This window comes from Streptomyces agglomeratus (assembly GCF_001746415.1).
Lineage (GTDB): Bacteria > Actinomycetota > Actinomycetes > Streptomycetales > Streptomycetaceae > Streptomyces > Streptomyces agglomeratus.
Genome location: NZ_MEHJ01000001.1, coordinates 7,418,101 through 7,430,425, shown reverse-complemented (window position 1 = coordinate 7,430,425; position 12,325 = coordinate 7,418,101). Strand labels below are relative to the sequence as shown.

Annotated in this window: 13 protein-coding genes and 1 pseudogene; 5 read left to right on the top strand and 9 right to left on the bottom strand. The window is 70.2% G+C overall.

Annotated features, from left to right (window positions below):
* Positions 1–68: 68 nt before the first annotated feature.
* Entirely contained in the window at positions 69–866 is a 798-nt protein-coding gene (locus AS594_RS32550; RefSeq protein ID WP_069775106.1) for an 8-oxoguanine DNA glycosylase OGG fold protein, read from the bottom strand.
* A 493-nt stretch (positions 867–1,359) separates the two neighbouring features.
* Between AS594_RS32550 and AS594_RS32545 the strand changes: the two genes are divergently transcribed.
* On the top strand, positions 1,360–1,734 hold the full coding sequence (locus tag AS594_RS32545; protein ID WP_069930939.1) for a VOC family protein: 375 nt from the start codon (positions 1,360–1,362) through the stop codon (positions 1,732–1,734).
* Positions 1,735–1,820: 86 nt separating this feature from the next.
* Here AS594_RS32545 and AS594_RS32540 read toward each other — a convergent pair whose 3' ends face one another.
* Positions 1,821–2,213, bottom strand: a complete 393-nt coding sequence (locus tag AS594_RS32540; RefSeq protein WP_069775107.1) for a winged helix-turn-helix transcriptional regulator — start codon at positions 2,211–2,213, stop codon at positions 1,821–1,823.
* Positions 2,214–2,305: 92 nt separating this feature from the next.
* Here AS594_RS32540 and AS594_RS32535 point away from each other — a divergent pair, with 92 nt between their 5' ends.
* Positions 2,306–3,166 (top strand): SDR family oxidoreductase, encoded by an 861-nt coding sequence (locus tag AS594_RS32535; protein WP_069775108.1) that lies wholly within the window; start codon positions 2,306–2,308, stop codon positions 3,164–3,166.
* Between the two features lie 199 nt (positions 3,167–3,365).
* On the opposite strand, the gene AS594_RS44835 is transcribed toward AS594_RS32535, so the two are convergent.
* From AS594_RS44835 to AS594_RS47330, 3 genes and pseudogenes are all read right to left on the bottom strand, one after another.
* On the bottom strand, positions 3,366–3,620 hold the full coding sequence (locus AS594_RS44835; protein ID WP_069775109.1) for a ricin-type beta-trefoil lectin domain protein: 255 nt from the start codon (positions 3,618–3,620) through the stop codon (positions 3,366–3,368).
* A gap of 311 nt (positions 3,621–3,931) precedes the next feature.
* On the bottom strand, positions 3,932–4,351 hold the full coding sequence (locus AS594_RS47335; RefSeq protein ID WP_069775111.1) for a protein kinase family protein: 420 nt from the start codon (positions 4,349–4,351) through the stop codon (positions 3,932–3,934).
* Between the two features lie 89 nt (positions 4,352–4,440).
* Positions 4,441–4,755: pseudogene (locus AS594_RS47330) on the bottom strand (protein kinase domain-containing protein); the annotation flags it as partial.
* Between the two features lie 57 nt (positions 4,756–4,812).
* Between AS594_RS47330 and AS594_RS32520 the strand changes: the two are divergent.
* Positions 4,813–5,055 carry a DUF6411 family protein gene (locus AS594_RS32520; protein WP_069775112.1) on the top strand — a complete coding sequence of 81 codons (243 nt, stop codon included), beginning with the start codon at positions 4,813–4,815 and terminating at the stop codon, positions 5,053–5,055.
* A 140-nt stretch (positions 5,056–5,195) separates the two neighbouring features.
* On the opposite strand, the gene AS594_RS43155 is transcribed toward AS594_RS32520, so the two are convergent.
* Positions 5,196–5,705, bottom strand: a complete 510-nt coding sequence (locus AS594_RS43155) for an ATP-binding protein (protein WP_240509134.1) — start codon at positions 5,703–5,705, stop codon at positions 5,196–5,198.
* A gap of 370 nt (positions 5,706–6,075) precedes the next feature.
* Between AS594_RS43155 and AS594_RS32510 the strand changes: the two genes are divergently transcribed.
* Complete coding sequence (locus AS594_RS32510) at positions 6,076–6,435, top strand: hypothetical protein (RefSeq protein ID WP_069775113.1); 360 nt, start codon at positions 6,076–6,078, stop codon at positions 6,433–6,435.
* Positions 6,436–6,477: 42 nt separating this feature from the next.
* Here AS594_RS32510 and AS594_RS32505 read toward each other — a convergent pair whose 3' ends face one another.
* Positions 6,478–7,947, bottom strand: coding sequence for a serine/threonine-protein kinase (locus tag AS594_RS32505; RefSeq protein ID WP_069775177.1), 1,470 nt, complete (start codon positions 7,945–7,947; stop codon positions 6,478–6,480).
* Positions 7,948–8,327: 380 nt separating this feature from the next.
* Positions 8,328–9,602, bottom strand: coding sequence for a YncE family protein (locus tag AS594_RS32500; protein WP_240509133.1), 1,275 nt, complete (start codon positions 9,600–9,602; stop codon positions 8,328–8,330).
* Between the two features lie 274 nt (positions 9,603–9,876).
* Here AS594_RS32500 and AS594_RS32495 point away from each other — a divergent pair, with 274 nt between their 5' ends.
* Positions 9,877–10,521, top strand: coding sequence for a TetR/AcrR family transcriptional regulator (locus AS594_RS32495; protein ID WP_069775117.1), 645 nt, complete (start codon positions 9,877–9,879; stop codon positions 10,519–10,521).
* 176 nt (positions 10,522–10,697) lie between these two features.
* Here the strand turns inward: AS594_RS32495 and AS594_RS32490 are convergent, their stop codons facing one another.
* The gene (locus tag AS594_RS32490) at positions 10,698–12,062 is read right to left on the bottom strand and encodes a pectate lyase family protein (RefSeq protein WP_069775118.1); all 1,365 of its coding nucleotides are present in this window, start codon (positions 12,060–12,062) and stop codon (positions 10,698–10,700) included.
* Between the last annotated feature and the right edge of the window lie 263 nt (positions 12,063–12,325).

The window sequence follows — 12,325 nt, the reverse complement described above, 5'->3', positions numbered from 1 at the left end:
GCAACCGGAGCGGAAGCCGGCCGCAGTCAGCAGCCCGCAGTCATCGGTCATCGGTCATCGGTCATCGGTCATGCTGTTGGATCCCAGACGCCGTCGAACAGGGCCAGTTCGAGGAGATCCGGGCTTGCCTCGGGCCACCCGATACCGGAGGAGGCGAGCTGGGCTGCGGCGGCCTCGGCCCAGCGCACGTACACACCGTAGCGATGTGGCGTCCAGCCGCCGTCCGACCAGATCCAGGCCGCCACATCCGGCGCGGACGGCATGCCGGTGTCCAGCCCGACCCGCGTGGCGTGGCCGCGTACGACGCGGGCGACCCTCTGGTCCAGGATCAGCGCGCGTGGGGCGGCGGGAGTGTCCATCGCCAGGTCCAGGAAGTAGAGGAACTTGGTGAAGAACGCCGGCCCCAGCCCTCTCACGGCTCCGTACAGAACGCGATACGCCGCGACCGCGCCCTCCGCCTGGAGGGCCGCGCCGGCTCTGGCCAGCGCCTCGGCGACGTTCGGCTCGGCCAGGATTTCCTTGAGGCGGTGCGGGCCGTAACCGGTTCTGCCCTGCCCCCAGACGTACGAGGCGGCGAGAGCCTGGGGCCATTCCCCGCGGTCCACCGCCTCTCGCACGACGGTGACCACCTGGGCGCGACTGACCGTCGCGGTCCTTGCGTACGACCGGTTCGAGAGCTGATCGGGCCACGGCTCGACGCCCGACCAGTGCGCGGGCACATACGTCACGCGATGGCCGCCCACGCCCGTCGCGTACCGGGCGCCGGGGCCCGCCAGCCACCCGCCCACCGTGTCAACGGCGGCAGGCGGCAGCAGCCGCCGCATCAGCTCGTCGTCCAGCGCGTCCGCGAGATCCTGTCGTCCCACACCCACCCCTCCCCTAGCCCCTCCAGCATCATGACAGTGGCCACTGACAACGCAGGTTCGGACAGCGTCCTGACACACAATCCGCCCCGGCTTCTGATCAGTTGTGACAGCACTGCGTACGTCTCACTGCGCAGTCCGCCGAAATCTCGCCCGTGCGGCACTCCGCCGTCGCGTACGTCACCGGGACGGCCACGACAGCGGTCGCCCGGCTCGCTGCGCTCGCCCCCTGCGGCCGTACCGAGCGACAATGGGTGGAGCGGGGTCGGCCCGGCCGCTGGAGCGAGGGTGCGGGCGTGCCCACGGGCGCGCATGGCACGTCGCCCGGCGGTACTTCGAGACTTCCGGTACGGGCTGCCGGCGGCCCTTGCGTGAGGGGCGATGAATTCGCTGCTTCAGTCCAGTCCTTGGTGTGACGGCCGCCTCGGGGCTCCTCCGCCCGGCGGCTCCCGGCCCCGCACGGCCCGTACGCGTGACGACGGCACAGGAGGCGATCATGTTCGGTACGACGAAGGCGTTCAGCGGATTCTCGGTGGACGACACAGAGGCGGCCAAGGCGTTCTACGGCGAGACGCTCGGCATCAAGGTCTCGGAGGAGGACGGCATGCTCACCCTGCACATCGCGGGTGACCGGGACATCCTCATCTACCCCAAGCCCGACCACGAACCAGCGACGTACACCGTGCTCAACTTCCCCGTCGACGACATCGAGGCCGCCACCGACGAGCTCGCCCGCCGGGGTGTGACGTTCCTGCGCTATGACCACCTGCCCACGGACGACAAGGGCATCTTCCGCGGTGGAGGCCCGCTGATCGCATGGTTCGCGGACCCCGCCGGCAATGTGCTGTCCGTCCTCCAGACCCCTTCGTGAACGGTGGGCCGGGTAGAGGGGCGCGGGCGGAAAGTGGCGAGCGGTGTCCTCCCGCTCGGTACCTTCCGCGCTCCCGCCGGCCACCTCTAGGTCTGCGTCTGCCGTGCCTCCCGGGCGGCGTCGTACGCCGTGCGGGCCGCGACGACCGCCTCCATGCGCTGCTCGGTCCAGTCAGCCAGCGTCCGCACCTGGACCGCTGCCTCCCTGCCGAGGTCGGTGAGTGAGTAGTCCACCCACGGCGGGATCACCGGCCTTGCGTTCCGGTGCACCAGGCCGTCGCGTTCCAGTGTCTGAAGGGTCTGGGCCAGCATCTTCTCGCTGACCCGGCCGATGGAACGCCGCAGTTCGCTGAATCGGTACGAGCGCTCCTCCAGTGCGATCAGAACGAGGACGCCCCAGCGACTGGTGACGTGCTCCAGGACGAGCCGATGCGGGCACACCGGGTCGGCGGCGCCACCGGGCTTGCTGCTTACCTTCATGTCAGTACCTTACTTCAAAGTGGGTACTTTCGATTGGTTAGCGCCTTCTCTAGGGTTAGTGCATACGCACGCCCCCTGGAGGAGATCCGCACATGAGCATCGTCGTTACCGGAGCCACCGGAAACCTTGGCCGCCTCGTCATCGACGGGCTGCTTTCGGCCCGGATCCCGGCCGAGCGGATCGCCGCCGTCGTACGGGACGCGGAGAAGGCCGCGGACATCGCAGCGCGTGGGGTGGAGCTGCGCGTAGCCGACTACAGCGCTCCCGGGACATTGGGGGCGGCCTTCGCGGCGGGCGACCGCGTTTTGCTGATCTCGGGCAGTGAGATCGGGCAGCGCGTGACGCAGCACCAGGCCGTGATCGATGCCGCGACGAACGCGGGCGTGGCAGTGCTGGCGTACACCAGCGTCCTGGGTGGTCCCGACGCCGACTTCGATCTGGCTGCCGAGCACAAGGTGACAGAGCGGGCGATCCTCGGCTCCGGACTGCCGTCCGTGCTCCTGCGCAACGGCTGGTACCACGAGAACTACACGGAGAGTCTGGCCCCCGTCCTGGAGCACGGGTCGGTCGTCGCCTCCGCCGGCGAGGGGCGCGTCGCATCCGCCTCGCGCGCCGACTACGCAGCGGCCGCGGTCGCCGTGCTGACCGGCGAGGGCCACGAGGGGAAGACGTACGAGCTGAGCGGCGACATGGCGTGGTCGTTCGCCGAGTACGCCGCCGAACTCACCAGGCAGTCCGGAAAGAGCATCACGTACACGAACGTCCCGGCCGAACAGCGTTTCACGATGCTCACCGGTGCGGGCCTTCCGGAGCCCCTGGCCGCGATGCTCGTCGACGTGGACGCGGCGGTGGAGCGTGGGCTGCTGGCCGGGACCACCGGAGACCTGGCACGCCTCATAGGCCGGCCGACTACACCGCTCGCGGACGCGATCGCGGCAGCCCTCAGGAACTGACCCCAACTGCGGCGCCCAGGCCGTCCTCGTCGTGCGGAACGCGTCGGGCGGCCGGGTCACCGTCGACGGGAGGATCGTCTGCCCTCGCCGACGCACGGCCCGCCGCCCGCGTGTCGCCCTGCTTCGGATACTCCCCACCGGACGCGGCCCACCTGGCAGGAAGCGACGGGATCGTGTTCGGCAAGGACGTCCCCCAGGGCTATGCCTGCCTCGTCCAGCGCTGCGATGCCGCACCCGCGCACGTCCTCGTCACCAGGCCGCTGCTCATGCCCAGGTCGAGGCAGCCGCCGCCGTAGTCACTGCGAAGGCTGCCACCCGAACCCGTACGCCACAGCCGGCCGGCGTCCTGGGCGCAGTCGCCCACGAAGACGGCCTGGCCCAGCCCGTTGGAATACAGGCACTGGCTCGTCTGCTGGTTGACGAGCCTGAACGTGCCGTCCGGTCCGCTCCGCAACGTCCACCGGGCGGTCGAGTCCGCGCAGTCGCCGTGATCCGATGCGACGTAGACCTGCGTGATGCACCGGCCGAGCGGCCGGTGCCGGAAGCCGGGGGTGTGGGGGCCGTGGACGTCCCCCGCCCGAGGCGTCGGAACCGCCCGGGCTGCCAGAACCTTCAGAGGTGCCGGAGCCGCCGGAGTCGTCCGAGGTGCCGGAGTTGCCGGAGTTGCCTGACCCGTCAGAGCCGGCGGAGCCGCCGGACGCACCCGAGCTGCCGGATTCTTCGCTTCCTGGCCTGTCGTCCTCGGCACCGGCCCCCGCGCCCTCCTCAACAGCGCCCCGTGACCCGCCAGTCCCGCCCTGCCCTTGGCCTCGCCTTCCTCCCCGGCCTTCCGCCCTGCCGGTGACTTCGCCGCCGGCGCCGTGCCCGAAGGGCTGCCAGACGCACGTCCGCGGCGAACGCGGCGCGTTCGGACAGGCGCTCGCTGATGGCCGCCGGCCACAGCGGGGCGGTGAACGGGCCGTGCCGCGCGGCACGTTCGAGGAGTTCGGCGGCGGTCGGACGGCCCTCGGGGTCCTTGTCGAGGCACGCCGCGACGACGTCGGCGAGCTCCGGCTCCAGCTCGCGCAACGGCTCCAGGTCGGGCTCTTCGTGGACGATGCGGTACAGCACTCCGTACCCCGACTCGTCACCGAAGGGCGGCCGGCCGCACGCCGCGTACGCGAGTACGGAGCCCAGCGCGAACACATCGGTGGCGGCGCCCGCTTTGCGCCGGCGGCCTGTTCGGGTGCCATGTAGGCGGGCGTGCCGACGACCATGCCGGTCCTGGTCAGCCGGCTCTGCTCCGCGGCCCGGGCGACGCCGAAGTCGATCAGGGTGAGACCGTCGAGGGTCAGCATGACGTTGGACGGCTTGACGTCCCGGTGCACCATGTCCAGCGCGTGCACCGACGCCAGCCCGGCGGCCGCCTGCCGCAGCAGCAGCCACAGCGCGGGCGCGGGCAGGGGGCTGCCGTGCAGCTCGACGTACGTACAACGGTTCCGGACAACCTTCGCACGAGGTTCGACGCTTGGGCCGGCCGGCCGAGAGCGGCGGTCTCCGGCCGCCGGGTTCTCCCGGACCGCCCGAAGGCGGACAGGCGCCCTGCGCATGCGGTCACTCCTCGCGGGGCAGGCGGCAGACACGCCTCGACCCGCAAGGAGCCCCACATGATGATCGTCGGCATCATTGCCGTCTGCATAGTCCTGGCCGTCCTGGCATTCTTCCTGCCCCGGCTGTCCCGGCACCCCGAGCGCGGTACCCAGCGCACGCTGGGAGCCGGCTCACGCGCCGGCGGCAAGGCGCCCGGCGTGCTGGGCCGGATGTTCAGCAAGCCCTTCCGCAGCGGTTCCCGCGCCGTGAGCCGTAGCGGCTCCGCCGGACGGCGCACCCGCGGCCGTATGCCGTTCTGAGGCCCACGAGACGTACGACAGACGCGGCAACCGACGGCGCGGCACGGAGTTGCTCCGGGCGCCGTCGGTTCGGCGCGCCGTCGGTACGGCTTCCTCGGCCGCTCCGGGGCTGCCAACAAGGCTGAGCTGTCCGGCCCGTCCTAGTCGGCCGTGGGCCTTACGGACACCCGGGCCTTGACCTGTTTTCCGATGGGCCGGCGCTCTGCCTCGAAGCTTTCGCACAGCGCGCCGACGATCTCCAGGCCGTGCCCACCGATCCTGTCCGGCTCCGCCGCACAGGTCACCGGCAAGGCCGAATGGCTGTCCCACACCGTGATCTCCAGAACCGGCCCGGCCAGCTCGACATTGACCACGCACGGCCCGGGGGCGTACTTGCAGGCGTTGGTCACCAGCTCACTGACGATCAGCTGTGCCACGCCCGTCACCTGTGCGGAGATCTCGGCCCTTCGCTCCTCTTGCAGCTGGGCCAGGAAGCCGACGACGAACCGCCGGGCGTCCCCGATCGCTTCGGGAGACCCGTCGTACGACGTTCCCGCCCACGGGCAACGGCTTTCGAGTACCGCGTCGTCCGGAGCAGACGCAGTCTCCTCCGCGACGTCTTGGGCGGTGTGCCTGGGTGACGCGGCGACGCCGGCGGGCACAGGGTCCACTGGCTGATCCCCGGTCCGGTCGCCTTCAGAGCACTGCGCGTGCGGACCGCCGGGACCCTGGTCGTCGTTCATGGGTGACCGCCTGCCCCAGCCCGCCCCTGTCAATCAGTACGGGCAAATTTTGGTTGAGTACCCACCATTGGCCGAGGTAGTCACCCGGAATCCGGGCCAGGATCACGCCATGGGCCGACCGCGGACTCCAGCCCGCCGGTCGGGCAGGAAGCGCGCGACATGCGCTTGGGCGACATCGGTCTGGGCGACCGTGCCGACAGGTGGTTCACGCAGCGAAGGCGTGGCGCATGGCAGGACCCGCACGGGGCACGTTCACTATGGCCAAGCCCGCCCCTGGGCGAAGGAATCGGAGGTTGCGATGGTGTCCCACACGATCGAGCACGGTGTACTGGTCATCACGGTGGACCAGGACCCCGGCATCGGCGGACGGGCACGGGTGTCGGAGACGATCAGCGACCTCGTGCACGCCCACCGGCCCGCGCCCGTCGTCATCGTCCTGGATGACCGCGCGGCCGGCACCGCGGCGGTCAGTGCCGTGCTCCGTGCCCACCGTATGTGCGGCCACCTCGGGATCCTGATGTCCATCGCCACGCACAGCGCGCCCGCACGCCGCCTGCTCGAGGCCAACGCCTGTACCGACGGCACCCGACCCGTCATACACGCCCGCAAGGACACCGCCATCTCGACAGCCCTCGACGCAGCCGCCGCAGCCGCCTGACACCGCCCCCCTCGGCCAGGGGGGCGTCGTGTCGGTCTCGTGTCAGTTCTTGTGCTTCTTCTTCGCCGGCTTGGCCTTCACCGGCCGTGACTCCGCCTTGTCACGCTCCGGACCTCGTACGACCGGTCCCTTCGGACGGCTGTCCCTGCCCCGCGAGGTGGCGGGAGCGGGGGCCGCAGGGCCGGTGGCCGCGGATCCGGTAGCCGCAGATCCGGTGGCCGGCGCACTCGACTTGCCGGCCGTCACCTGCGCCTTGACGGGAGTGGGTGAAATCGTCACCCGACGGGTGGCGGTGTCCGGAACCGCGGGCGAGGAGGACGGACCCGGACGATCCGCCCTGGACACAGTGGGTTCCGTGGTGGCCCGGCGAGGTGGTGAGGCCGCGTTGTCACCCTCGGCGGGCAGGCCGCCGATCGAGCCGGTCAGTGTCACTCCGAGCACGGCCAGGGCCGCACCCGCCGCCAATAGGGCGCGGCTGACGCGGGGGGAAGCGGGTGACGCGAGTGACACGGAAGCGGGCTTCGCGGACCCGGTCCCCTCACCTGGCGCCACCGCGACCGCCGGAGGGGCACCACTCGTCCGGGCGCCGATCACCTCCGACCGCAGCGTCTCGCCCCCCGCGTATCGGCTGTCCACGCCGTCTCCCGGCGGGGCGCCCCGGCGCAAGGAGAGGGTGGAGTGGCCGTCCGGCCGCATGCCGGCCAGCGCTCGGAAGCAGGCGCGGGCGTCCGGGCGGCTGTTCGCGTCCTGAGCCGTCATGGCCTCCAACAGCTCGACGAGATCCCCCGGCAGGTCCGACGGAATCACCGGAGGCCGGTGAAGCCGCGCGATCGCTGCTTCCAACGGGGCTCCCCCGTACTCGAGTTCGCCCTTCAGCGACTCGAGGAGCACCAGGCCGAGGCTGTAGATGTCCGCGGCCGGGCCCGCTCCCCTGCCCAGTACCTGCTCCGGTGCGAGATACGCGGGGGTGCCCAGGAGTGGGCCGGTGACAGTGCGGGTGGTGTTGTCCAGCAGCCGGGAGATGCCGAAGTCCGTGAGGTGCGGTGTGCCCCTCTCACCCAGGAGGATGTTCGAGGGCTTGACGTCGCGGTGCACGACACCGGCCGCGTGTACGTGTCCCAGCGCCGAGGCCAGTGCGGACCCCGTCCCGGAGACCTCGGCGGGCGTCAGGGGGGCCGCGGCGATCCGCCGGCGCAGTGTCGTCCCCTTGACGAGCTGCATCACCAGGTAGGGCCGTCCGTCGTCCCGCCCGGAGTCGTACACGGTCACCAGCCCGGGATGCTGCAACTGGGCCAGCAGCCGGCCCTCGTCGTCGAATCGCTCCTCCGTCTGGGCATCGCTCTCCGGCCGGAAGACCTTCACCGCCACCGGGCGCCGCAGTCGCAGGTCCAGGGCCTCGTACACGTCAGCCGCGCCCCCGCGCCCGAGCAGGTCCTCGAGCCGGTAACGGCCGGCGACCACCTGGGTCGTGAGCCGGAAATCCGGTCGGTTCGCCCACGGGCGGACGTTCATCTGTGTTTCCCTGCCCTCTGCCGTCGACTGCCGTAGTCCGCTCGCCCCACCTGCGTCCGTGTCGGACGGACGCGCGGGCTCGTGACTGCCTCGCGTCGGCCCGGGGGCCGGACATCGGGCCGCCGACCGGCCCGTGCGAGCACGGACTACGAGTGCCCCCTAAGTCTCCAGGCATCCGTGGGCACATCGCGAATTCCGGACGCGGGCGGCAGCGGACCGCGCCGGCGCGCGCACCCGTCGTCGTGCACGCCCGGTCGCTCCGGTCGCTTCGCTGAGGGCAGGGCTTCGTCAACCGAGCAGCGTGCGAGCCGGCCGGTGGCAACGCCCCGGGCGCGGCGCCGGGCAGGCCGTGCCGGCAGCCGGGTGGACCACGGTGCGGGTCATCCGAGCGCGGCCGGGCTGGTCCAGTCGGCCGGTACGTGGGCGATGCGGACGCGCTGGGGGTGGTCTCCGACGGGGACCGAGACCGTCTTCCTTCCGGTGGTGAAGTCGATGGCGGTGACCTGATCGCTGCCGCTTTCCGAGATGACGCATGCCTTGCCGTCCCCGCTCACTGTCGCCCAGTAGGGCTTGGAAGCGGTGATCAGCGGGCCTTCCTGAAGGGTCGCGCGGTCGACGACGGTGGCGTAGTCGTCCATGGTTCCGGCGACGCACAGCTTGTCGCCCCCCGGACTCAGTGACATGCCGTGGTGACGGGAGTCGTTGACCCAGGTGGTGCGGTCCTCGCTGGTGCCGGGGTTCTTGGGGAGGGTCTTGACCCGGGTGATCCTGTCGTCGGCGACGTCGTACTCGACGAAACCGTTGAAGAAGGAGACCTGGAAGTAGAGCTTGGACTCGTCAGGCGTGAACGCCACTGGGCGCACGGCGTCGTTGAGGTCCTTGCGGCCGAAGGCGTCGAGCCGGTCCCGCATGTCGATGACCTTGACCGGCTTGAAGGTGGCCGCGTCGACGACGGTGATCTTGCGGTCGCCCTTCGTCCAGTCGAGCCAGGGGGCGTCGGTGTCGGTGTTGACGTCGCCGATGGCCATGTTCCAGATGTACTTGCCTCCGTCGGTGAAGACGTTCTCGTGGGGCTTGTCGCCGGTCTTGAACGAGCCGGCTTCTTTGCCCGTGGTGATGTCGAGGACGTGGACCGTGTTGGAGGTGGAGGCGGAGACGGCCACGCGGGTGCCGTCGGGCGACACGGCCATGTGGTCGGAGCGGTAGCCGGAGACGGGGAAGCGCCACTTTATTTTCCCGGTCGTCAGATCGATGGAGACGACGTCGGCGAAACTCGGGCGCGAGACGACCATGGCCGTTCCGTCCGGTGTGGAGTACATGTCGTCGACGAACTGGTCATGGCCCTCGCCCGGCCCGTTCCTGATGCCCAGGAAGTAGACGAGCTTTACGGGATTGATGTAGATCTCCGCCAGGCGCTTCTGCTTGTCGGGGATCACGTTGATCCGCCCCAGCTTCGCGAAGGTGCCACTGGACCTGATCACATCGGCCGTGCCGTCCCAGTTGTTGCCGACGAACATCACTTCCTGGAGGGCCGCGGCCTCCGGGGCCGGTCCCGGCTCAAGAGCCGATGCGCCCGGCGCGGTGCCGGCGGCAAGGACTGCCAGCGCGGCGGCGAGAGGCAGGCGGCGCCGGCTGCGGAGTGCGTGCGAAGCCACCCTGGCCGGCCGGGGCGCAGATGACGGTGACGCCGTGGTGTCCGCTTGACGGCTGCTGGATCCGAGCATGGCATTCCTCCGTGTGGCGACTCTGCGAGTGGAGCAGGAAGTCGGCGCCCGGTGCCGCTTCGAGGTGTCGTCCGTACGAGGCGCCCTGACCGCGCAATGTGAAAATGACTCACTTCACTTTGACTACTCGAAAGTAACGACAGGCCCTCGGTTCCTCAACCCCTCGGACAGGAGAAGATGACCGGGGCACGAGTGAGGGGGACCGGTGAAGGAGCGGCGCAGGCAGTCAACCGGTCGGTACGCGGGCAAGTCGGCGACCGAGCGGCACGCCGAGCGCCGGCAGAGGTTTCTCGATGCGGCGCTACAGCTCTTCGGGGCCGCGCCGGGCTACCGGGCGACGACCGTCGCTGCCCTCTGCGAAGCGGCCGGGCTGTCGACCCGGCAGTTCTACGAGGAGTTCCGCACCCTCGAAGACGTGCTTGCCGCCCTGCACCTACAGGTCAACGACTGGGCCGAGGCGGCCGTGCTGGAGGCCCTCGGCCGGACAGAGGGCCGGCCGCTCGCCGATCGCTACGGCTTCGTGTTCCGTGCCTACGCGGCGAGCATCGCCGTGGACCCGCGCCGGATTCGCATGACCTTCACCGAGATCGTCGGTGTCAGTCCTCGCATGGACGAGCAGCGGCTGGCCCGTCGTGCGCGATGGATCGATCTCATGTGCGCCGAAGCGGCGGCCGCCGCCCTGAGAGGTGAGGCCGCCGACCGGGATTACCGCATCGCTGCGGCCGCCTTCATCGGCAGCGTCAACGGCCTTCTGCACGACTGGGCCGCCGGCTGGGTGGACGCCACTCTCGACGAGGTCGTCGAGGAACTCGTCCGCCTGCTGCTGGCCTTGCTCCGCCCTGCCGACTGAAGGCACGACATCCGCCGTCGCCGGGCAGGCACAGGGCATCAGGGGGCGGTCCGGCCCGTACGCCACTCCCCCGCGAGGGCTGAAGGGCGTACGGGCCGGACAGCGGACCACAACGGCGCCCGCGTGCCGGGGCTCGTGCGCGTGCTCACACGCGTCCCGGCCTTCGCGGCCTGCGGCTACTTGGCCGTGGTCCCGGAGGCCGTGAGCACTCCCGCACCGGTGCTGTTGGCCAGTTCCGTCGGCAGACCGGCCGCCGAGGCGGTGAGCCCAGCGGTGTTGACGGGCTTCCAGTTGACGGTCGTCTTCATCTTCTTCGACGAGTTCGCCGTGTTGTACGCGGCCACCAGATCGGTCACCGCGCCGTTGACGTAGTTCCCGCCACCCGCGACCGAGCCCGTTCCGTCGCCGCTCAGCAGCTTCGCGACCTTGTGGCCGGCCGAGAGCTTCCAGTGGTTGTGCTCGGCCACGACCTGGGCCTTCGCGCGGGAGTCGATGGTGTACTTGGGCTCGTAGCCGTTGAGCGGCGTCGTGTCGAAGTAGTTGTTGTAGACGTGGATCTGGCCGATCCGGGCGAGCGGCACGCGCTGCGTTATGCCTTTCCACACGTTGTGGTGGATCGATACCCGCAGCTTGCCGACGCTGTCGGTGTCACTGCCGCCGATCAGCATCGTCTTGTCGTGGTTGGTGAACTGGTTGCGCTCGACGGTCACCAGATCCGAGCCCTTGGTGATGTCGAGCGCCCCGTCGTGGACCTGGTAGGGGCGGCCGAAGTACGTCTTGTTGCCCCTGTCGAATCCCGGGGCGTCGCTGAAGGTGTTGTGGTCGGCCCACACATGGGTCGCGCCGCGCAGGCCCACGGAGTCGTACGCGGAGTTCCAGTTCCCGGTGGAACCGTCCGTGGGGTCCCACTGCGGGAAGCAGTCCTCGGTGGCGCTCAGAGTGAGGTTACGGATGATGACGTTGTTCACGTCCTGGACCAGCAGAGTGCCGCCCACGATCCCGGCCTTGGTGCCCGGCACACCCACGAGGGTGGTGTTCGACGGTACCCGGAACTGGATGTTCTTCTGCTGCTTGGCCTTTGCGGCGTCGCGGGCCCGCTCCTGCGTGCCGGACGGCATCCTCTTGCCCCAGGACGCGGGGTCGTACGCCTTGAGGTAGGCGCTCAGCGAGTAACCCGTGCCGGCGGCGTAGTCCGCACAGGTCAACTTCTTCCCGGCGTCGTTCGTATTGGCGTCGATCGTGCCCGAGATCCGAATGATCTTCGGCGTCGAGTCGGTGCCCGTACCAAGTGCCTTCATCAGCCCGGCCCGGTCGCTGACGGTGTGGACATGCGCGGAGTCGGCCTTCGAGCCGCCGGTGGTACCGGAGCCTTCGGCCGCCCAGCCGTCCTTGGCCGGGAGGACCTGGTGGGCGAGGTCGGCGGCCGCGCTCGCGTTCATGACGAACGGGACGGCGCCGAGACCTGCGGCGGTCACGGCGGCGGCCGAGAGCAGGACGGTACGCCGCAGACGGGTCGACCGGCGGTGAGTGGGGGATGTCACGGATGAGTCCTTACGTGGGGCAATGGTGCACGTGATGCGTAGGAAGCCCGCAGAAACGGTGCCTCCGCCTCCAAGTGGCCGCAGCGAACCGAAAGGTTGCCCACCACGGAAAGTTTTTTCGCCCGGGCCGACGAACTCGCGGAGCCGGTCGCGCACAGGGACCCACACCGGCGCTACCGCGCCAGATCGGCTGAAAATCTGCCCAGCATTTCGGTCACTGTGGACATCGGCTTTCCCGGCGCCCGCGCGGTCCTAGCATGTCC

Bases quoted from the DNA above. Each gene is read 5' to 3' on its own strand.
- AS594_RS32545 (WP_069930939.1), top strand. From the start codon at position 1,360: ATGTTCGGTACGACGAAGGCGTTCAGCGGATTCTCGGTGGACGACACA.
- AS594_RS32540 (WP_069775107.1), bottom strand. From the start codon at position 2,213: ATGAAGGTAAGCAGCAAGCCCGGTGGCGCCGCCGACCCGGTGTGCCCG.
- AS594_RS32535 (WP_069775108.1), top strand. From the start codon at position 2,306: ATGAGCATCGTCGTTACCGGAGCCACCGGAAACCTTGGCCGCCTCGTC.
- AS594_RS32520 (WP_069775112.1), top strand. From the start codon at position 4,813: ATGATGATCGTCGGCATCATTGCCGTCTGCATAGTCCTGGCCGTCCTG.
- AS594_RS32510 (WP_069775113.1), top strand. From the start codon at position 6,076: ATGGTGTCCCACACGATCGAGCACGGTGTACTGGTCATCACGGTGGAC.
- AS594_RS32505 (WP_069775177.1), bottom strand. From the start codon at position 7,947: ATGAACGTCCGCCCGTGGGCGAACCGACCGGATTTCCGGCTCACGACC.